At 48.1% G+C, this 20,330-nt stretch carries 14 protein-coding genes; 4 read left to right on the plus strand and 10 right to left on the minus strand.

Features of this window, described 5'->3' with window-relative positions; genetic code table 11:
- Positions 1-29 precede the first annotated feature (29 nt).
- Positions 30-1,292, plus strand: a complete 1,263-nt coding sequence (locus ABIE50_RS28710) for an acetyl-CoA C-acetyltransferase (protein ID WP_209861997.1) — start codon at positions 30-32, stop codon at positions 1,290-1,292.
- A 330-nt stretch (positions 1,293-1,622) separates the two neighbouring features.
- Here the strand turns inward: ABIE50_RS28710 and ABIE50_RS28715 are convergent, their stop codons facing one another.
- Positions 1,623-2,765, minus strand: coding sequence for a redoxin domain-containing protein (locus ABIE50_RS28715; protein WP_354028218.1), 1,143 nt, complete (start codon positions 2,763-2,765; stop codon positions 1,623-1,625).
- 65 nt (positions 2,766-2,830) lie between these two features.
- Between ABIE50_RS28715 and ABIE50_RS28720 the strand changes: the two genes are divergently transcribed.
- Complete coding sequence (locus ABIE50_RS28720) at positions 2,831-2,968, plus strand: hypothetical protein (RefSeq protein ID WP_209861999.1); 138 nt, start codon at positions 2,831-2,833, stop codon at positions 2,966-2,968.
- A gap of 8 nt (positions 2,969-2,976) precedes the next feature.
- Here ABIE50_RS28720 and ABIE50_RS28725 read toward each other — a convergent pair whose 3' ends face one another.
- The 9 genes from ABIE50_RS28725 to lepB all read right to left on the minus strand — a co-directional run bounded on the left by ABIE50_RS28725 (position 2,977) and on the right by lepB (position 17,519).
- A complete protein-coding gene (locus tag ABIE50_RS28725) occupies positions 2,977-3,534 on the minus strand; it encodes a DUF1543 domain-containing protein (RefSeq protein ID WP_209862001.1) in 558 nt (185 codons plus the stop codon).
- A 164-nt stretch (positions 3,535-3,698) separates the two neighbouring features.
- Positions 3,699-6,425 (minus strand): GH116 family glycosyl-hydrolase, encoded by a 2,727-nt coding sequence (locus tag ABIE50_RS28730; RefSeq protein ID WP_354028219.1) that lies wholly within the window; start codon positions 6,423-6,425, stop codon positions 3,699-3,701.
- Between the two features lie 138 nt (positions 6,426-6,563).
- Positions 6,564-7,973, minus strand: a complete 1,410-nt coding sequence (locus ABIE50_RS28735) for a glycoside hydrolase family 30 protein (RefSeq protein WP_209862003.1) — start codon at positions 7,971-7,973, stop codon at positions 6,564-6,566.
- A 136-nt stretch (positions 7,974-8,109) separates the two neighbouring features.
- On the minus strand, positions 8,110-9,672 hold the full coding sequence (locus tag ABIE50_RS28740; protein WP_209862005.1) for a RagB/SusD family nutrient uptake outer membrane protein: 1,563 nt from the start codon (positions 9,670-9,672) through the stop codon (positions 8,110-8,112).
- A gap of 20 nt (positions 9,673-9,692) precedes the next feature.
- Positions 9,693-13,046: a SusC/RagA family TonB-linked outer membrane protein gene (locus ABIE50_RS28745; protein WP_209862007.1), complete on the minus strand. Its 3,354-nt coding sequence runs from the start codon at positions 13,044-13,046 to the stop codon at positions 9,693-9,695.
- Positions 13,047-13,352: 306 nt separating this feature from the next.
- Positions 13,353-14,525 carry a FecR domain-containing protein gene (locus ABIE50_RS28750; RefSeq protein WP_209862010.1) on the minus strand — a complete coding sequence of 391 codons (1,173 nt, stop codon included), beginning with the start codon at positions 14,523-14,525 and terminating at the stop codon, positions 13,353-13,355.
- 83 nt (positions 14,526-14,608) lie between these two features.
- The gene (locus ABIE50_RS28755; protein ID WP_209862013.1) at positions 14,609-15,199 is read right to left on the minus strand and encodes an RNA polymerase sigma factor; all 591 of its coding nucleotides are present in this window, start codon (positions 15,197-15,199) and stop codon (positions 14,609-14,611) included.
- 100 nt (positions 15,200-15,299) lie between these two features.
- Positions 15,300-16,262 carry a YheT family hydrolase gene (locus ABIE50_RS28760; RefSeq protein WP_209862018.1) on the minus strand — a complete coding sequence of 321 codons (963 nt, stop codon included), beginning with the start codon at positions 16,260-16,262 and terminating at the stop codon, positions 15,300-15,302.
- 69 nt (positions 16,263-16,331) lie between these two features.
- The gene (gene lepB / locus ABIE50_RS28765) at positions 16,332-17,519 is read right to left on the minus strand and encodes a signal peptidase I (RefSeq protein WP_209862021.1); all 1,188 of its coding nucleotides are present in this window, start codon (positions 17,517-17,519) and stop codon (positions 16,332-16,334) included.
- 320 nt (positions 17,520-17,839) lie between these two features.
- Here lepB and ABIE50_RS28770 point away from each other — a divergent pair, with 320 nt between their 5' ends.
- The gene (locus ABIE50_RS28770; protein ID WP_209862023.1) at positions 17,840-18,817 is read left to right on the plus strand and encodes a sugar phosphate isomerase/epimerase family protein; all 978 of its coding nucleotides are present in this window, start codon (positions 17,840-17,842) and stop codon (positions 18,815-18,817) included.
- 222 nt (positions 18,818-19,039) lie between these two features.
- Positions 19,040-20,263 (plus strand): tetratricopeptide repeat protein, encoded by a 1,224-nt coding sequence (locus tag ABIE50_RS28775; protein WP_209862026.1) that lies wholly within the window; start codon positions 19,040-19,042, stop codon positions 20,261-20,263.
- Positions 20,264-20,330 lie beyond the last annotated feature (67 nt).

Genomic DNA, 20,330 nt, shown 5'->3' on the forward strand with positions numbered 1-20,330 from the left:
TTCATTAACTTTAGTGAAAGCTCACCGGCATGAAAAAGGTCGCTATCATAGGCGGGTTACGCACCCCTTTCGTAAGGTCCTTTAAAGAGTACAATCATATCAGCAACCAGGAGATGCTGACCGCCGTACTGAATGCATTGGTCGATAAATACCAGCTATCAGGGAAACGGTTGGGAGAAGTGGCGCTGGGCGCATTGCTTAACCGTTCCACCGACTGGAACTTTGCAAGGGAATGCGTATTGGGCACTGCCCTGGACCCTCATACGCCCGCCTATAGTGTACTGAGGGCCTGCGGCACCAGCCTGGATACCACTATACAGCTGGGCCTGCGTATCGGCTGCGGGCAAATAGATACCGCCATCAGTGGGGGCAGCGATACCAACAGCGATATACCCCTTCTTTTCCAGCAACAGCTCGCGTGGAAACTAACCGATCTTCGTGCAGCCAAAACCTTTTCACAACGATTGAAAATACTGGCCTCCATTCGCCTCAAAGATCTGAAACCACTGTATCCCTCTATCGTGGAACCCAGAACAGGCTTGTCGATGGGACAGCATACCGAAAAGATGGTGAAGGAATGGGGCATTACACGCGAAGCACAGGACGCACTGGCCTACCAGAGTCATATGAATGCCGCAAAAGCATATACCGAAGGCTTCTTTGATGATCTTATTGTTCCCTGTAAAGGTGTTAAAAGAGATACCATTGTTCGTGCAGATACCACCCCGGAAAAACTGGCCGCACTGAAACCGGCTTTCGACTTCAGCGGCAACGGTTCTTTAACTGCCGGCAACAGTACGCTATACACCGATGGCGCCTCGGCCCTGCTGATGGCTTCTGAAGAATATGCGCAGCAACAGAACTGGCCGGTACTGGCCCACCTGGTGGATGCGGAAACCGCCGCTGTGGATTATGTTAACGGCGAAGGCCTGCTGATGGCCCCTACCTATGCCGTAGCCCGCATGCTGAAACGCAATCACCTGAAGCTGCAGGACTTTGATATTTACGAGATCCACGAAGCTTTCAGCGGGCAGGTACTCTGTACACTGAAAGCCTGGGAAGACCCTGTCTACTGCAAAAAACTGGGTTGGGATACGCCGCTGGGCAGCATCGACCGCAGCAAGTTGAATACAAAAGGCGGCAGCGTGGCCATCGGCCATCCGTTTGCCGCTACCGGCACCCGCATTGTGGCACAAACAGCCAAGATCCTGCAACAGCGAGGCAGCGGACGCGCCCTGATATCTATCTGCACTGCCGGTGGTATGGGCGTAACCGCCATACTGGAAAGATAAATACTATACACGCCAAAATATAATCCAGCAGTTTTTTGATTTTAAATCTCTTCGCTCATTCGCAGGCAACCTGGCCGGGAAATGGTTAATCGTTAATGTTACACGCATTTTTTCTCCCATAAAAAAACCGTCCCGGGAAACCGGGACGGTTGGTCCATTGTCATCCATTTCACCGAATAAATAATTCGTACCGCCTGTAACGCAGATACCATGCCGGAAATGATTCACCCGGGAGGCCTTCAGCGCGCCATGCGAATTTTATCTGGCCCGGTATACTATTTTTTACTCTTTGATGAAGGACAACGAGAATAATTTAATGGAACAGGAAACTTAATGCAGTACTTTCTCAAGTTCTTTCTCCAATGCTTCTCCTCTCAGGTTGGTAGCAATGATACGTCCCTGCGGATCGAGCAGGAAATTCTGAGGAATGGAATTGATCATGTATAATTTAGCGATATCACTTTTCCACCATTTCAGATCGCTTACATGATGCCAGGCAAGACCATCTTTTTCAATAGCAGCAGTCCACTTCGCAGCATCACCGGTTCTGTCGAGGGAAACACCCAGGATATCAAAGTTCCTATCCTTGAATTTATTGTATGCTTTTACCACATTGGGGTTCTCAGCGCGGCAGGGACCACACCAGCTGGCCCAGAAGTCGAGCAACACATATTTGCCCCGCAGATCGGACAACTTCATGGTTTTACCATCAGGAGTAGGCGCCGAAAAATCGGGAGCTACCTGGTTCTTACCGAGCAATGCAGATGCTTTCAGCAGCGCAGTAGCTTTTTGTCCAATACCGGACTGGCGTAAAGCCAGCGGAAATTTATCCAGCAATTGCTGCGTACCTTCAATATCTTCTACGCGGCCTCCCATATTTTCATAAAGCATAATAAGGCTTACATAATAATTGGTGTGCGACAGCATGAATTTTTCCTGCAATTCGTCCTTTTCTTTTGCCAGTTTCCTGTAAGCTACAACCATAGCGTAATAACCGGTGGTATCTTTGTTTTCCTGCATCATCATTTTCTGCGCCAGCATGTTGAGCGAATCCATACCTTTTGTAGCAGGCGCCAACGCAGCATCCATTTCAAGTTGCTGCCGGGTAAGTTCCGATCCTTTAATCACGGCACCAGACATGGCATTGGGTTCTCCGGGTGCCTTCAATGTAAAGGTCATCTTGTCGCCGGGCGTGATGAATAACGGCTGGTTGCCACGCAAAGGCTTATCTCCTTTGGTACTAAGCGACAACATGGCCTGCAGGGTATCCGTTACTTCATATTGCAGTTTAAAAGCGCCTTTCTCCACCAATGCGGAATCCAGTTTCTGGTACCCGTTTTCGGATGCACTGAAGAGATAGATATATTCGTTGTTAAAGGCAGCCGGTACTTTACCTGTGATGACCGACTTTTTTTGTGCAAATGCACCTGAAACAGCTACCGTTGCAAGGCAGCCGAGCATTAATTTTTTCATAATGATCAATGATTGGTTGGTTTTGCCCGAATGTATAAAAATGCAACAGCGCTTTCAAGTGCTTAATGACAGGCGGTCGTGGGGCGGTGACTACCGGCATGGCCACAGGAGAGCAGTACCGGCCTCCTCCGTCCACGCCGGGAATAAATGGCTCATCGCCACTGGTAAGAGAATGCCGCTTTGGCAATGGGCCCTACCCGTGACGACGCCCTCATAACTTATGCAGCTGAAAATATCCCAAATGAATCGGATCGGGTACTATATCCGTTACCGGTGCAATCTCCAGGGCGTATTTATCTTTCAGATGCGCCGGTAAAATATCCTTCACGGCATGCACATCATCCACATCCACACCGTATTTGTCATCCACGTGTGAACTGGCTTCTCCGAAACCTGTATGTTTAAAAAAAGTAGTTTGCTTTGATGCCCGTATAGATGCTCCTATATCCTTTTGCACACTGAGGATCTTGTAATGGAACTCTTCCATCTCATCCGGCTTATAACCACCCAGGTTCAGGAAAAATAACTGCGCGTCCTGTTGTAAAGGCGCTTTCTTTTCTACTACCCTGATCCGGTGGCCGTCTACGAAATTAACCTCCCGGTACCCGTCTACATGCAGTTTATCTTTGGCTTCCGGCCAGAAGGCTTTCATATCGGGAACCAGGTCGCGCAAATGTTGACCGATCCCGAAGAATACGTCGTGCTGCTCAGTATGACGCCCTTCCAGCGTACATCCCAGCACTACCATGAACAATTTTAACGTTGCCATCTTTTATTGTTTACAGTAAGAAAGATACAGCATTTTCAGTTCCTGCTTATGCTTTCCTGAGTTGTTGTTCTTTACCTGCGTTTACCGGTGCCTGCAATCCAGGCTCATTTAAAAAAGAATGGCAATATAACTGCCACGGTTATATGAAATATGTTTTCATAAAATTATACAATAGTAAGATGAAGCTGCTGACCTGCCTCCAGCTGCAGCGGTGCAGCCAGCTGAATAGTTACGTAACCATTTTCTTCATTGAAGGTGGCCGGCGTTTTCTTATCTCCCAGTAATACTTCTTTCACACCGGTATGCTGAAAACACAGTGTTTGCAGTTGTAACCGGCCATACTTCAGCTGCAGCGTATGGCTGCCGCCTTTTTGCGTATAGGTGCCCCATCCTTCGGCAGTAACAAAGGGCGCTTTAAAATTATCCTTGTTCATAGCCGGTGCAAAGGCAATAAAGCCGTTAGGACCATGATAGCGGAACCCGCTGGCAGTAATGAAAGTGCCATAGCTCGCCATTGCCCGTGCGTAGTGGTCGCTGCATTCTATTTCATTGAATGGGTTGCGCTTCGCCGCATGATAACGGTCGTGGATGGCGCGGGTAAGCGTGAGCGCTTCATCTGTCATGCCTTCTGCCATCATATGCGCCGCTACCTGATGCTCAAAGCCACTCATACATTCATTAAAGTAGCCCAGCTGCCATGCATCTTTCACACCAAAAGGAAATTCTTCATTGCGGGGGTTTGTATTCATGATCATGCCTCCTTCTCCTGCAAGGGCATAGGGCCGGCCGCCGGGATGCGCAGCAATATAAGGCCCTACATCCGGCATGAAATTGTATTTATACAATGCCTTTAAAGCCGACAACGTTTTTGCCTTGTCTAATACCCGGTCCATGCCTACCTGGAATGCCCAGCTCTGGCCATATACCTGGTCTATATGACAGGTATTGTAAGAGCCGATGACTGATCTTCCCTTTACCTTATCCGGCTGGTGAATAAAGTACTCGCCGTTGAACAGCTGTGTTTCCATGTTCCGTTTCCCTTTTTCCGTATAGTCGTTACAGATAGCTGCAAAGGCGGTATCATTTACTTCTGTTGCCATCAGGGCAGCGGCTTTAACAGCTGCAATGCACAGCCCTACGATCCACGCAATTTCCCCGTCCCATATGGCGTCCAGTGTATTTTCCATAGGCGTGTCTTCCATGCCGTCGTTGTTACGGTCCTGGCGAATGAGGAACAGCGTGGCCTTTTTAATATTAGGCCAGTTCTTTTGCAGGAAAGTACTGTCTTTACTCATCTGGTGCTCACGGTAAATACGCAGTATGGTGCCTGCCTGTCCGTCTATAGCCGGTCGTTTCTCAGCTTCTCCGCGGAACAGGATACCGCCGTCGGGCATCTGCCCGATTCCGAGATCCACACGTTGCCGGGTATCGCGCTCCAGTGCAGGGAAAATACGGCCTACGGCCTGTGCATACTGCCATACATGTGTGCAGGTTCCTTCGCAGGTACCTACGCCTTCCCAGGCATAGAAGCGGCCGGAGCGAAAACGATGAGCAGTGGTAGTAGCCAATGTGGAAATATTCAGGAAAGTGCGTTCCATAAACCACCATGGCAGCGATGCATCATACCAGGTGTTTTTCCAGAGACGGCTTTCATTACTCAGGCGGGCATAATTCTCCTGCACATATTTCATAACTGCTGAAGCATCGGCAAATTTATTGGCATAATAACGCCCTTCTCCCTGTATGTCTTTGAAATGCAGGTTAGCCGCATACCAGCTGATAGCAAAATCAGTACGTATAGTCTTACCCGGTAGTATGTTATGACGTGTGGCTACGGCGCCGGTCAGCTTCTCTTCCACGTTCCTTACCACCGGCCCGGCAGGCATCGGTGAAAAATGCGCAGCGGTTAGTTCTCCCCCAGGCATGGCGGGATTTAATATTACTTTATTGCCTGCGGCTGCAATACAGAAATTTCCGTAATCATACTGTTGCTGGAAGTCTTTACTGCTACCGTTCTTTGTACGCACGCTTTCATAAATACCCTGCCAGTTCTTTCCTTTCACGATCGTATTTACACGCTCGTGCGCATCTCCGGCAGAATAAATCGCTGTTTTATTTTCTAGCCACCCGAGTATCGTAGCGGTTACCGGTGTTGTACTTTTATTCTCTATTTTATAAGATAAAATAGTTACCGGCAAACCGGAATCATCTTCATTCAAAGGAATAAAGGGTGAAAATGCTTCCATGGTAATGGCTACCGGCAGTGCAGGATCGGTATAACGGATAGTGGCTATAGGATAAGTGGCCTCAAAGCTGATCTCCGGCCAGCTTTCCTCATCAAATCTGCGGATAATGGATTGCCCGTTCCAGGAAAGCTGTAAAGCAAATCCCTGGTCCAGTGGCCGGATATTTTTGGAGGGCTCAATATAACAGGCGCCATCACGGGAGCGTACTTTTTTTCCGCCATCCAGCACGTTGGCGCTGTAGTTAACCACCTTAGGCTCTATCCCTTCCTGGTTCTTATTGAAAATATCCCAGAGCCACAGGCGCCCGTCTCCACCAAGGTATACGGTACCACACATGATACCGCCCACCGGCATACCGATATACTGCAGTTCATTTTTGCTTTTCAGATAAGTGGTAACATTGCCCCGTTCATATAGGGAAGCGATCCATGCCGCATCCGGCCCGGGGGCAAGCGGCAACCGGCCGCCGCCTGCGAAGGCGCCGCCTAATACCGGCAGGCGCACTGTCAGCGCACCAGCCATTGCTAAGCCTACATTTCTTAAAAATTTTCTGCGTTCAATAGCCATAAAAAAGAGTTTTATTTCCAGGCAGCCGGCATTGGGATGGCAGGCGCAGGTATAATGCCTTAAAGGCATTACTATCATTGTTCAATGTTATATTTCTCTGAGAGATAATCATAACGAGTGGAACCAATATAGGTAACCTTTGGGGAAGGTTCACCCGCTATGTTAATGCAGTGCCATAAAATGTGAAGAATTCATTAGTGATTATACCTTTGGCAGTTACCAGACAAACGTAGCTACTTCCCCGCCCCGCAGGGATGCAGCAGCTACCCGGTTCTTTTCCCTGATCTGGAAATCCTGCGTAGCCGTATCGGTGTTTACCACTACCAGTACGGTTTTGCCAGCCGGTGTTAAAAACGCTACGTTGTCCAGCGGACCGGTTATACCGGAAGCGATCCTTACAGAGCCCGCAGGCACAAATTTGGATGCATGGCCTATCACGTAGTATGATGAATTGCGGGAAATTGCCTGGCCATCAATAGTAATGCCACCCAGGCACTGGGTGCATCCGCCCTGGTCGGTATGTGGGTTCCATTGTGCATCTGCAGCCAGGTTCCATTGCAATACGTTGCGGCTCCAGTTACGGGTAGCGCCTACAATCAGCTTGCTCACATTATTTGTTAGCTCACGGGAAAAACTGCCTTTACCGTCGGACCATTGCTCGGTGAAATAAAGATGCTTCTCCGGGAACTCATCATGTACCTTACTCAATGCATCAATGGTGCCTCCATACAGGTGAAAGGCGGAACCATCCACATAAGGATAGGCTGCTTTGTCTCTCAGGATGGTGAGCGGGTATTCCGGCTTATCACAGTTATGATCGTACAGGATGATCTTTGTTTTCACACCGGCCCTTTTAAATGCGGGGCCCAGATGGTCTTTGATGAACACGGCCTGGTCTTCCGCCAGCATCAGCATACTGGGATTATTTTTAGGATGCAGCGGTTCATTTTGTATGGTGATGGCATCAATGGTAATACCTTCGGCCTTCATGGCTTTTACATACTTCACAAAATATTGCGCATAAGCGCCATAGTATGCTGGTTCCAGGCTGCCGCCAATAAACGAGTTATTCGTTTTCATCCACGCCGGTGGTGTCCAGGGAGAGCCCAGTATTTTTATAGCGGGGTTCAACGCCACAATTTTTTTCAGTACAGGGATCAGGTCTTTCTTTTCTTCATCAATATTGAAATGCTTCAGCTCCGGATCTGTTTGCCCCCCGGGCATATCGTCATAGGTGAATACGGATGCGCTCAGGTCTGAAGCGCCAATACTGAGCCGCAGATAGCTGATGCCTATGCCATTACCTTTCGACAGGAACAATTCTTTCAGCAGCGCATCCTGCTGTGCGGCGGGCAACTGATGAATGAGGGTGGCACTACCGCCGGTAAGGGTAAAACCGAAACCGTCTATAGGCTGGAACTTCTTTGTGGCATCCACTTCAATGGTGGCAATACCTTTATCCTGCGTGGTAAAGAGCAATGCGGGCTGCTGTTGCAGTGCTGCAGATTTATCAGGAGATGTTAACCAGTAACTGATCCCGTTATTCTTTTTCTGCTGACCTTGGACAGTTTGTAAACCTCCCGCCAGTAAGGCAACACATAACAGTAGTCCGGTTCTCTTTATCATAGCAAAACGAATTATTAATCGGTAAAAATATCAAGGATTTCCCGGATTTTCATATGAAAGAACGGTTGTTACCGGCAATATTTTTCCGGGGAACAACCGTTCTTTATCAGCTAAACAGGAACGCCGGCATAAAGCCTTACTCCCACTCCTTGCTCTGCTTCAGACTTGTGTTTTGCAGCTCCAGTGCAGGAATAGGCAATATTTCATTTTTAGGTTTAAAGCTTCTTTTATCAATAGCATTCAGCACCGCCGATGCCTGCCCGGCTCTTACCAGGTCGAGGAAACGGTGTCCTTCTCCTGCCAGCTCAAGGCGTCTTTCTTTAAAAATATTATCGAAAGTAGCATCAATAGGCGTGAGCCCTACACGGGCACGCACGGCGTTGAGCAGCTGGTAGGCGCGACTGCCGCTGCCTCCTCCTTCACCTGCTTTTACACGGGCTTCTGCTTCCATCAGGTAAGTATCTGCCAGGCGGATCTCATACAGGTTTTGCGGGAAATTCAGTTCCATGTTGCCACCACCTTTGGAAATATTGGCAGTACGGCCCACAAACTTATTCAGGAAGAAACCGGTGTTGTCAAAACTTTCGGAATACGTTGCTTTACCCGCTGCTACAAGGCTTTTCATATCCAGTATGGTGGCGTTATAGCGCGGATCATTATGCATAACGCTTTCCAGTTCTTTGGATACAATGAGGAAGCCCCAGCCGGCCACATACTGTGAAGCTTCGCTGGTAGCGGGCGTTGCCACCAGGCTACGCGGACCGCAAAGAATGTTCAAAATATTGCCGTCGGTATTGGCAACACCCGAAGTCCAGTTGCCACCGGAAGTGGAAGTATAGGATATTTCAAAGATAGATTCGCTGTTGAACTTAATCACATCGTCTGATCTCCAGAGATCTGCGAAGTTAGGAATCAGGTTATAGTTGTATTTAGCGCTGGGCTGACCAGGCGTTTCCCCGTTTACTTCTTTCAACTCAGCAGCAGCTTCCGCCCATTTTTTTTCATACAGGTATACTTTCCCAAGCAAGGCATGGGCGGCGCCTTTACCCACACGGCCGCCTTCAGTAAGGCGCGGCGGTACATCAGGCAGGTTGGTTTCGGCGATCGCCTCTTTCAGATCCTGCTCAATCTGCTTATACACTTCTTCCGGTGCAACCTGTGTTACTTTCTTTATATCAGCAATAGGAAGCGGCGCCGTCATCAATGGCACATTCCTGAACAAACGCACCAGGTCGAAATAAAAATATGCCCGCAGCAATTTGGCTTCCGCAGCATACCTCTTCTTCAGATTTTCATCCATAGGTACTCCCGGCAGCTTGGACAAAAGGATATTGGCACGGCTAACGCCGGAGAAATTTCTCTTCCACAGCTCGTCCTGCGGCCCGGTAAGCGGGGTAAGCAGGTCTAACCGGGTCATTACCTGGAACACATTGATATCACCAGGTCCGGCGCCACCTGTCCAGTGATCGTCGGATGCGGCATCCATAGCGCCTACTTTGGTAGTATAGTTGCCCGCCTGGTAACCCACCATGTCGTAAATGGCCACCAGCCCGTTAAATGCTTCCTGCTGGTTGGAGTAATAAGTACTTTCCAGGAAACTGCCTTTGGGAGGAACAGTGATGAATTTATCACTGCAACTGCTCATCAACTGCATACCTGCCGCTATTGCGATAATATATTTTAAATTCCTTTTTTTCATTTTTGATCAGCTTTAAATTATCAGAAAGTAACATTCAACCCACCTATAAAAGAACGCGCCTGCGGGTATACGCCACGGTCTATACTCAGGGCGTTAGTACCGCCTATCTCAGGATCGAAGCCGGTATATTTAGTGATGGTGAACAGGTTTTCGCTCATTACATATACACGTATTTTCTGTAAACCGGTTCTCTTAACAACAGTTGACGGCAGTGAATAGCCAACCTGTAATGTTTTAACCCTGAAGTAGCTGCCGTTTTCCAGATAGAAGGAAGATGGCCTGCTGTAATTTTTATTGGGATCAGATACAGTGAGCCGTGGATAAGTAGTGGATGGATTTTCCGGTGTCCAGCGTTCCAGTGCTTTGGTTTGCCAGTTGGCTTTTGGAATATCCAGGCGGCGCAATCCCTGGAAGATCTGGTTGCCGTTAACGCCCTGGCCAAATACAATGATATCAAATCCCTTGTAAGCTGCATTGATGGTGATGCCATAGGTCCAGCTTGGAGTTGGGTTACCGATAAATGTCCGGTCCTTATCTGAAATACTGCCGTCTCCATCAAGGTCAGCGAACTGGAAGTCGCCCGGTTTGGCAGACGGTTGTATCTTACCCCCGGCTTTGTTGGTATAAGCATCTATTTGTTGCTGGTTCTGGAAAATACCCATTAATTCGTAACCATAGAAAGAGTTGAATGCATGCCCTACTTCTGTTCTTACAATTTCAGGCATGTTCTGGAATCTTTCTTCTTTATCATTCAAACGGGTTACGCCTTCGCCCAGGTAGGTAACTTTATTTCTCATGTAAGAAGCGTTACCATTGGCAGAAAATTCCACTTCGCCGATCTTCCCGCGATAGCCCAGTTCCAGTTCCATGCCACTGTTTTCCATGCTGCCTACATTGGCCGCGGAGTTGGCAATAGCGCCCACAAATAAAGGCAGACGGGGCTTCATCAGGATATCTTTTGTTTTCTTGTTGTACCAGTCGAAACTTAAGGTGATATTATGTAACAACGTGGCTTCAAAACCAATATTGGTCTGGCTGGTCGATTCCCATTTCAGGTTGGGATTGGCCGGTGCATTCGGACTGTATCCAACGGTATATCCCAGCGGGCCGAAATTATAATTCCTGCCACTGCCAATGGTGGAAGCAAACGCCTGGTCGTCGATCTCATCGCTACCCACCGTGCCATAGCCTCCGCGGAATTTCAGGAAATCCACCACTTTATTTTCCGGCCAGAAATTTTCTTTGGATGCTACCCATCCCAGTGAATAGGAAGGGAAGATACCATACTGGTGATTAGGGCCAAAGCGGGAGGAACCATCGCGGCGCAGGATACCTTCTACCAGGTATTTTTCGGCGTAGTTATAGTTGATACGTCCGAAGAGGGAAGACACCCGGTGATCAATATTTTCTTTACCATCGGAGATGCGGTTGGCCGCAGCCGATTTAAAGTTAAGGGAAGCCTCTTCAAAGGTGGTGGCTGGAATATCGTAGAACATTACATTCAGCTCTTTTAACCGGTTATCCATGTAAGCGCCCTGTCCTGCCAGCAACGTAATGTTGTGCTTATTAAAGCTGCGGGTATAGGAAACAATATTTTCTATGTTCCATGCATAGCTTTGGTGCTGGCCACGGTTAAAGGAAGTGCGGGTATTTTTGGAAGAGCTGTTCAGGTAATATACCGGTGTGAATGTTTCATCGCCCCAGAAGGAAATTTTTGCGCCCAGTGTGGAGCGGAATTTCAGTCCCTTCACAGGCTCCATTTCCAGGAAAGTGTTACCTACTATGTTGTGCGACCAGTCATAATTTCCAAGACGGGTACTGATATAAGCCAATGGGTTGGTAATTTCCTGTGCCACCTGGTCGGAGATACCATAAAACTGCCCTGCTGCATTTTTCCTGGCCCCTGTTTGTGTATACTGGCCTCCGGCAGATTCTGCAGGATCAGTGATCACGGGTTTGGTAAACGGATCCAGGTTGATCGCAGAGCTCAGCGGTCCACCGAATTCATTATTGGTGTTGCCTATGCCGGTTGATTTTTCATAAGAATAGCCAACATTTTCGCCCCAGGTGAGCCAGGGAGTAATTTTATGTGTGGAATTCAATCGGAAGTTAGCCCGTTCGTATTTAGAGATATCAGAAGCTATCACACCTTCCTGTTTCAGGTAACCAAAAGAGGAATAGAAGGTAGATTTTTCGCCGCCACCGCTGATACTTAATTCATGATTCTGCCGGATAGCGCTATTATTGAAAATTTCCGCCTGCCAGTCGGTACCCTTGCCATAGGAAGATGGATTGGCAAAAGGCGCAGTGCCGCCATCGTTGGTAACCGCTTCATTTCTTAATGTAGCGTATTGGGTGGCATCCAGCAGTTTCAGTTTATGCGCCGGTGCGGAAGTACCGAGGTAGCCATTATAGCTGACAGAAATTTTACCGCTCTTTCCTTTTTTGGTGGTTACCAGGATAACGCCGGCTGCAGCGCGTGCACCGTAAATAGCCTGGGAAGCAGCATCTTTCAATACTTCCACGGATTCAATATCGTATTGATTAAGGTAACCGATGCCTCCATTATCTACCACTACTCCATCTATTACCCACAGGGGATTATTGTTGTTGAAAGAAGTGATGCCTCTTACGCGCACAGATGATGCGGATCCCGGCTGACCGGAACTGGCGGCTATTGTTAAACCGGAAGTACGGCCCTGAAGTACCTGTTCTATGCGGGTTACCGGCTGCGATTCAATATCGGAAGCACGAACACTGGAAATGGCGCCGGTAACTACGCTTTTCTTCTGGATACCATATCCTACCACTACGGTTTCTGTAAGCGCAGTGTTGGAAGGTTTCAGGTGAATGCTGAGCGGACTGGCAGAAACGGCCACCACTTTGCTGTCGTACCCAATAAAGGATACTATCAGCAGGCTCCTGTTGCCGGGCACTTTAATACTGAATTTACCATCTGCATCAGCTGCTGTTCCGCTATTGGAGTTCTGCAGGCGGATGGTGGCCCCGGGAATAGGCTCGCCTGTTTCATTCAGCACCCTGCCGCTGACAGTGATACTGGAATCGGCAGCGCTTTTACCGGGAATTTTTACCAGCGTAATGCGCTTCCCTTCCATTACGTAAGCCAGTGGCTGATTTTTCAGGCAGATGTCCAGGGCTTCCTTTACAGATACATTGCTAACATTTACGTTAACAGGTGCAAATGAAGATAATAGGGCTTCGTCGTACACCACGGATACACCGGCCTGCCGGGCCACTTCTTTCAGCACTTTTTTCAGGGGCGCATTTTTTTCCGAGAGCGTAATCTGCTGCGACAATCCTTTTGCGCTGATATGCAGGCAAGCTGTAAGAAGCAAAAAGGCGGTCATTTTCATAACGCAGAACATTTTGGTTGATAGTAATTTCCGGGTACAGGAAATTATACCACTAAAGTTTAATTGCATACTTTTGTAGTGTTTGGGAATTCTTGTAATGAAGTTCTTTGATTAAGGGACTGAAACTCAAAGGAATGCCCAGGCCATACCGGGAGTGTTGCGAGCACTTCCGGTTTTTTTCGGACATACCTTTCCCGATTAACTTGTTCCGGTTGTTGTCATCTGTTTAAAATTTATCGGTTCTTTTACGTGGATCGCCGCAACGTGGAAGCAGCAATAACTGTGAATATTAAAAGTGTTGTCTTGTTACTTTATTACGGTTAATTTTCTTCCTTCCAGGTTAAACTTGGCACCACTGGCTTCCAGTAGTTTCAGCATTTCCGATAATGGCAGGTTCCTGTTGATCCTTCCGCCAAACAGCCTGTTGTCTGCATTTTTTGTATCTATTTCTATATCATACCAACGGGCTAACTGTCTCATGATTACATTTATATTAGCATTGTCAAATTCAAAAAATCCGGTTTTCCAGGCGGTTACCGCGGCTACATCCACCGGGTGTACCACCACAGCTCCCGTGCTGCTGCTGATCGCAGCCTGATCGCCGGGATGCAGCAATTTTTCCGCTTTGGCCGACTTCACCTTCACTGCACCGCTGATCAACGTAGTGTTTACTGCATCTTCATCAGGATAGGCCATGATATCGAAAGCGGTACCCAGTACCTGTATTTCTATCGCATTCACTTTTACCACGAAAGGGCGTTTCGCATTTTGCTTTACCTCAAAATATCCCTGTCCTTCCATTTCCACGGTACGGTTGTTACCGGTAAAAGCGGTCGGATAACGCAGGCTGGATGCGGAATTAAGCCAGGCAATGGTGCCATCCGGCAACTCAACGGTAAATTGCCCGCCCCGCGGTACTTTCAGCGTATTATATCCTACCGTTGCATTCCCTCCCGATACGGCGTATTCCAGTTTTCCATTCTGCTGCTTTACAACAGTAGCGCCCTGTTGTATCACCTGTTTGCCGGTGCTGTCAAGCGTTACCACCGTTCCATCGGCCAGTGTAAGTACCGCTTTGTTGGTTCCCGGCATTACATCTGCCACCTGCGCGGCAGCCGGCAAGGGAACTGCCGGCCTGCGCAGGGTGTAAAACAAAGTAATGCCGGATGCTACCAACAAGGCTATTGTTGCCGCTATCGTCCAGTTACGGCGGAAGGATACCCGCATCGGTACCGTTTCCTTCCTACTGGTATTGATAGACTGCAGCAACCTGCTTTCTATCCGGTTGCTCAATGCTTCAGGAACTACCGGCCGCTCCTTCATAATACGCTCAAAATCCTGCTGCATTACAGATAACAGCGGCCGATGCGCATCGGAGGTAAGCAGCCAGCTGTATAAGGTGGCTATTTCCTCCGGCGAGCATTGGCCATCGAGGTATTTTTGCAATAGTGCTTCCTGTTGTTCTTCCGGTAAGTTCATTATAATACCAGGCGCTTTAATACAGGCCCTGCATATAATATCCGGAAATAAAGAAAGAGGGTACCCCCGGGGAAAAATATTTTTCAGATAATAGTGGTAAGAAGATAGGTGGCTACCAGGATGTCGCCATGACGGAAGATATAATCCTGTATGAACCGCATACTGAGCACCATGTGCTTTTTAACGGTATCGCGGGAAATGCCCAGAATGGCGGCAGCTTCATCATAGGTTTTGCCTTCCTGCCGGCACAGGCGGAACACATTTAACCGCTGGCTGGTCATCCGGCTCAATGCTTCCTGGAAAAGGCGGTCGTATTCCCTTGACCGGATAGCAAGATCGGTTAACCCCGCATCATGCTGTGAAAGCTGCCGGAACAATTGCTCGCGCATCTGCTCATCTGTGGCCAGTTTGGCAATAGTCTTAAAAACGTGGTTACGGGCAATCCTGTAGAGGTAACCACTAAAAGAGAGCTGTGGGTTGATCCGCTCCCTGATCTCCCATATTTTCAGGAATACATCATGAACAAGGTCCTCCGCCAGGGAAGGCACTTTGCAAAAGCGTAACAGGTAGATATAGAGAGAAGAATGGTAGTGCCGGTAGATACTGGAAAAAGCCAATTCATCACCTCTTATCATCCTCAATAACACCTCTTCTTCAGATGGCATTCGCTCCATATGTGTTTTACTGATTTAAATGTTGCACACCGTTCCGCTGTAAATTATAAAAAACCACGGGAAATACAAATAACACTAAATTGACTGCCTGCAGGTGGGTTTACATCTGCTGTATAAAGGCCAGCGCCCTTTTTTCGGACCAGTAAAAATCTTCCCCGAATCTTACAAATCCAACATGACCGCCCTGGTGCGGGGTTTCCAGGAAAACATACTTGCTGCCGGCCGCTATTTCATAAGGATAGCATTCTTTCCCCAGGAATGGGTCATCTTTCGCATTGATCAACAGTACCGGTATACGGATATCCGGCAGCAATGGCCGGGAGCTGCATTGCTCCCAATAGGTAAGGGCATCTTTAAACCCATGCATGGGCGCAGTATAGCGGTCATCGAACTGCCGGAAAGACCGGACCTCCGCGTAGTGGTCAAGATTGATGCTCCCCGGGAATTGCAGTGCTTTCAGTCGCAGCTTCTCTCCCAGGTCCCTGATAAACCGCTGCATATATATAATATTATGCCTTTTCTCCAGCTCTGCGGAGCCGCTTTTCAGGTCGCAGGGCACAGATATGGCTACCGCCGATCTGATGGTCCCATCCACCGTTGCGCCCCTTTCTCCCAGGTACTTTAAAGTTACATTCCCGCCCAGGGAAAAGCCTACCAGATGAATAGCCGTATATTTCTTCAGCGATACCAGGTACCTGATCACAGCATGCAGATCTTCTGTTTCGCCACTGTGATAAAAGCGGAGATTCTTATTAGGCTCGCCGCTGCATCCCCGGAAATTCATGGATACGGTATCAAAACCGGCGCCATTAAAAATATGCACCATTCCCAGTACATACTTGCGGCTGGCATTACCTTCCAGTCCGTGCAGGATCACCACCAGGCGGCTGCTCCCCTTTTCACTGAAATCCAGGTCCAGGAAGTCCCCGTCGGGCGTAGTGATGCGTTCCCTCCTGTATGCCGCCGGCCGTATGCTGCGGAATAAGGAAGGATAGATGGTAAGCATATGGCGGTTCCGTAGTAAAAACGGCGCCTGGTAATCTGAGTTATGTAATACGGGCATCCCGCAAAAATACGAATTCAAACGCGAAGGTTGTCTGACTCAGGATTAAACTGAGTCAGACAACCTTCGCTACTTTATCGCCGAAAAAAGCCGTCCCCACCGGATACGGTTATGATGAATGCTCATCCAGATGATCCAGGCTTTCCCAACAATATGATCTTCCGGAACATAGCCCCAGAAGCGGGAATCCATCGATTCCCGGCGGTTATCCCCCATCATCCAGTAGTAATTCATTTTGAAGGTATAACTGTCTGTTTCCTGGTTATTGATATAGATTTTTCCGTTTACAACACGCAGTGTATTGTGCTCATAAGTAGCTATAATACGGCTGTAAAAAGGCAGGGTAAGCGTGTCCAGCTTTACTGTAGCGCCTTTACGGGGAATATACAGGGGGCCGAAGCAATCCTCGTTCCATTCATAATGCCTGGTATCAAAAGGGAACACCCTCGAGTCGGCAAACGCATCGTATACATACCGTTTTACGACGCCTCCCATGGCTTTCAGCGTATCAACGTTTGCAGTGGTAAGATTGTAGATGAACATACCTGAATCCCTGGTGGCACGCTGGATATGATCTGTTCCCAGTACATCGCGCATAGAGTCGCTGAGCTCTTTTTTATCCGGCATCGTTACATAATACCTGGCTTCAAAATGCTCGGGGGATGCCATGGCAGTATGATTGATATACACAATACCGTCAATGATCTGCAGGGTATCACCGGGAATGGCGACACAGCGTTTGATCCAGTTCTCTCTCTTATCTACCGGCCGGGTAACCGGCGGAGGATAATTTTTACGCACATACTCCGCCCCCAGTGAGCGCATATTTGTATAGTAATCCTCATCATCCCCGGCAATTGTTTTCAGCACCGTATCCCCGCAGGGATAATTGAATACCACCACGTCATTACGATGTACGCTGCTGAAACCGGGAAGCCTTGTATAAGGCCACTGAACAGCGGTAGAAAAGGGTTTGGTGTTTTTAGTAAGCGGGAGGGTATGATGGGTGAAAGGCCAGGCCAGCGGGGTAATAGGAACACGCGGGCCATAACTGATTTTGCTGACAAAAATAAAATCATTGATCAGCAGCGTTTTTTCCATTGAGGAACTGGGGATAACAAAAGCTTCAAAGATAAAGGTACGGATAAGGGTAGCGGCAACCACAGCAAAAAGAGCAGCTTCTATCCATTCTCTCAACTTCGACTTCTTCCCGGCGCCTTCTTCCGGCTGCTTTACATCGCTGAAAGAAAAATTCATTTTAAACGTGGTTTTGGATCAGTAACTACTAACAATTTAATTAATTATACCCATATCTTTTCAAAATTTATATAAGCTAAAAGCCCTGCTGTAGCGGCGCAGTAAGCAACGGGCAGAATTCCTTCCCCATTGTATCATTACTACTGCGATGAGGCATCACCGTTATAAAAATCAGTATTATTATACCTGATCCTGCAAAAAAGTATCATGCCTGGTTTTTCTTTTTAAAAATTTTCAGGAAGATAAAATCGTTTTATTAAATTGCTCTGCGTAACCACTTCGTTAGTTATACATTTACCCACGTTACAAACATATTTACCATGCATACGTCGAGACGTTCATTCATACAACAAACCGGGCTGATAGCCGCCGGTATGATGTTACCGGGCGCTTTGTCTGCCATGACCGGCAACAAAGCGCTGCCAAAGAAAATAGGTTTGCAGCTGTACACCCTGCGCGACCAGCTGGCTAAAGATCCTAAAGGCACACTGGCCAAAGTAGCCGGCATTGGCTACAGGGAAGTGGAAACCTTTTATGGCTTCCAGGGCACGGGCGACAAAGGCGAGTTCTGGGGATTGAAACCTGCGGAGCTAAACGCCGTACTGAAACAACACCAATTGAATACACCCAGCGGCCACTATCAGCTCAATGATTATCTGACCAAAGGCAATGGTAACGCCGATGCCCTGCAACCGCAAATCGACCTGGCAGCAGCACTCGGCCAGCAATACTTTATTGTACCCGTATTACCGCTCTCCCTGTGGGATAAAAAACTGGGAGCAGATGATTATAAGTTCATGGCAGAACAACTGAACAAAGCCGGTGAACAATGTAAAAAAGCAAATCTGAAGATCGGTTATCATAACCACTACTGGGAATTCAAACCACTGGCCGACAGCAACAGCACCGGATACGAAGTAATGCTGAAAGAAACAGACCCCTCACTGGTTACCTTTGAACTGGATCTTTTCTGGGCCGTAAAATCAGGTCGCGATCCCATCACCCTGTTTAAAGAAGCACCCGGCAGATTTGTAGCCTGGCATGTGAAAGACATGGATAAATCGAATACTGCCAGTCTTACCGCCACAGGCACTGAAAATAAAACCTCCATGGAGCTGCTCTCCGGCGTCACCTTCGCAGAAGTGGGAATCGGCAGCATCAACTTCTCAAAGATCTTTGCCCAGGCAAAACTTGCCGGCGTAAAACATCTTTTCGTAGAACAGGACAAAATCACCATCGAACCATTCGATAGCATCACCCAAAGCTATAAATACGTGAAGAACGTTTTGCTCAAATAACGGGATTTGTCTTGGAACACTGATTACGCTGATTTTGATGATTGCTTTGATTTTACTTTAAATGTTTTATAAAAAGCAGGGAGATATACGGGGATAAATTCGCCTATATCTCCCTTTATTATTTCAAAATTCAAAAAAACAAAATCAATGAAATCATCAAAATCAGCGTAATCAGTGTTCCAAGACAAAATTCGCGTAACTTGCGCCCAAAGCAAGTAACATATGGCGATGCATGAATTTGAGACACTGGTGGAACTGTCTGTTCTTTGCCTGGATAAAAGCCAGGAAGAAGGATTGGATCGCAGGAGCCTCTTTTTTAACCTGTACAAATTACAACAGCAATACGATACCGCGTTTACACATTTCCGGGTGATAGACGTGTTAATCAAACATCATTTCGTATATACTTTTCCCGTTAGCGCGCACCCGGCGTATGCCACCCATGCTGCCTGGTTCGATGCACTGGCTGCCAGCCGGAAATTCAGCTTCATATACCGCAATCCCATTGCGGAATGGGACCAGGAAAGCAATCCTGTAGCCGGTTACGCCAATTTTGATTTTGCTACCCAGTCTTACATTATGTACTGCGATGCCGGCTCCTTTCTCTGGGCTGATATGGTAGCCAATGGCACGCTTACCGGTGATGATGCCATAGCGCCGGAAAAAACGGATGTTTTCTCTCTTGCACATGAAGTGGCAGAAGCCGCAGGCGAACAAAAAGATAAAGACGTACTGGGCCTGTGGTACCAGCTGCTTCCTTACATGGTAATGGAAGCCGAGCAGGAAGGTGAGCTCATTCACTACAAAGCGCTTGAAGCCATCCTCGATCTGGTGGTAACCAACGATGCCATACCCAACGAAGGATTGCCGCCGGCAGATGAACTGCCCGTTGGTGGTGAACTGGGCAAATTCTGCCAGTGGTGGTACGCCCCCGCAGCAGATAAAATGCCTGCCACTGCACCGGAGCAGGCAGAAGAAGAAATAGACCTTGAAGCTGTGCCTTTTAAAGCACAGGTGGAAAAAAGCGCTGCATGGTACGAACAACAGGTAGTGGAAATTTTGCAGGAAGCTAATACCGCTATCACTGAAATGGAAGACAACGGCGCCAGCGAAGCTACAAGGCAAAGTGTTTTCAGCCGCCTGCAGGAAGGGCTGGCTTACGCTGATAAAGGATTGGAACTATCACCCAACGAGCCGGGATTACTGATGAATAAAGGCTCTATTCTCATGTTGCTGGAGCAGTACAACCAGGCGCTGGCTATTTACGATAAGGCGCTGGCGCTTGCCCCCGATAATGCCTATGTGCATCTGAACCGAGCAGTGCTTTTTTATCATATGGAACAGGTCCCTGAAGCCATCGCCTCATTTGAACGGCTGCTGCAGCTGGAACCCGGAAATGAATTTGCACAGCAATGGCTCTCACACCTGAAAAATGAGGGGCAATAAACAAGTACAACACTACCTTCTTTCGTGGATCAGCACCGGTAGTGGCAGTGGCGGCGCACGGTGAAGC

This window comes from Chitinophaga sp. OAE865 (assembly GCF_040546735.1).
GTDB lineage: Bacteria > Bacteroidota > Bacteroidia > Chitinophagales > Chitinophagaceae > Chitinophaga > Chitinophaga polysaccharea_A.

Coding starts and splice junctions, on each gene's coding strand:
- lepB (WP_209862021.1), bottom strand. CDS start 17,519: ATGAATTTTTCTTTCAGCGATGTAAAGCAGCCGGAAGAAGGCGCCGGG.
- ABIE50_RS28775 (WP_209862026.1), top strand. CDS start 19,040: ATGGCGATGCATGAATTTGAGACACTGGTGGAACTGTCTGTTCTTTGC.
- ABIE50_RS28745 (WP_209862007.1), bottom strand. CDS start 13,046: ATGAAAATGACCGCCTTTTTGCTTCTTACAGCTTGCCTGCATATCAGC.
- ABIE50_RS28720 (WP_209861999.1), top strand. CDS start 2,831: ATGACAGGCGGTCGTGGGGCGGTGACTACCGGCATGGCCACAGGAGAG.
- ABIE50_RS28725 (WP_209862001.1), bottom strand. CDS start 3,534: ATGGCAACGTTAAAATTGTTCATGGTAGTGCTGGGATGTACGCTGGAA.
- ABIE50_RS28750 (WP_209862010.1), bottom strand. CDS start 14,525: ATGAACTTACCGGAAGAACAACAGGAAGCACTATTGCAAAAATACCTC.
- ABIE50_RS28735 (WP_209862003.1), bottom strand. CDS start 7,973: ATGATAAAGAGAACCGGACTACTGTTATGTGTTGCCTTACTGGCGGGA.
- ABIE50_RS28730 (WP_354028219.1), bottom strand. CDS start 6,425: ATGATAGTAATGCCTTTAAGGCATTATACCTGCGCCTGCCATCCCAAT.
- ABIE50_RS28740 (WP_209862005.1), bottom strand. CDS start 9,672: ATGAAAAAAAGGAATTTAAAATATATTATCGCAATAGCGGCAGGTATG.
- ABIE50_RS28710 (WP_209861997.1), top strand. CDS start 30: ATGAAAAAGGTCGCTATCATAGGCGGGTTACGCACCCCTTTCGTAAGG.
- ABIE50_RS28755 (WP_209862013.1), bottom strand. CDS start 15,199: ATGGAGCGAATGCCATCTGAAGAAGAGGTGTTATTGAGGATGATAAGA.
- ABIE50_RS28770 (WP_209862023.1), top strand. CDS start 17,840: ATGCATACGTCGAGACGTTCATTCATACAACAAACCGGGCTGATAGCC.
- ABIE50_RS28715 (WP_354028218.1), bottom strand. CDS start 2,765: ATGAAAAAATTAATGCTCGGCTGCCTTGCAACGGTAGCTGTTTCAGGT.
- ABIE50_RS28760 (WP_209862018.1), bottom strand. CDS start 16,262: ATGCCCGTATTACATAACTCAGATTACCAGGCGCCGTTTTTACTACGG.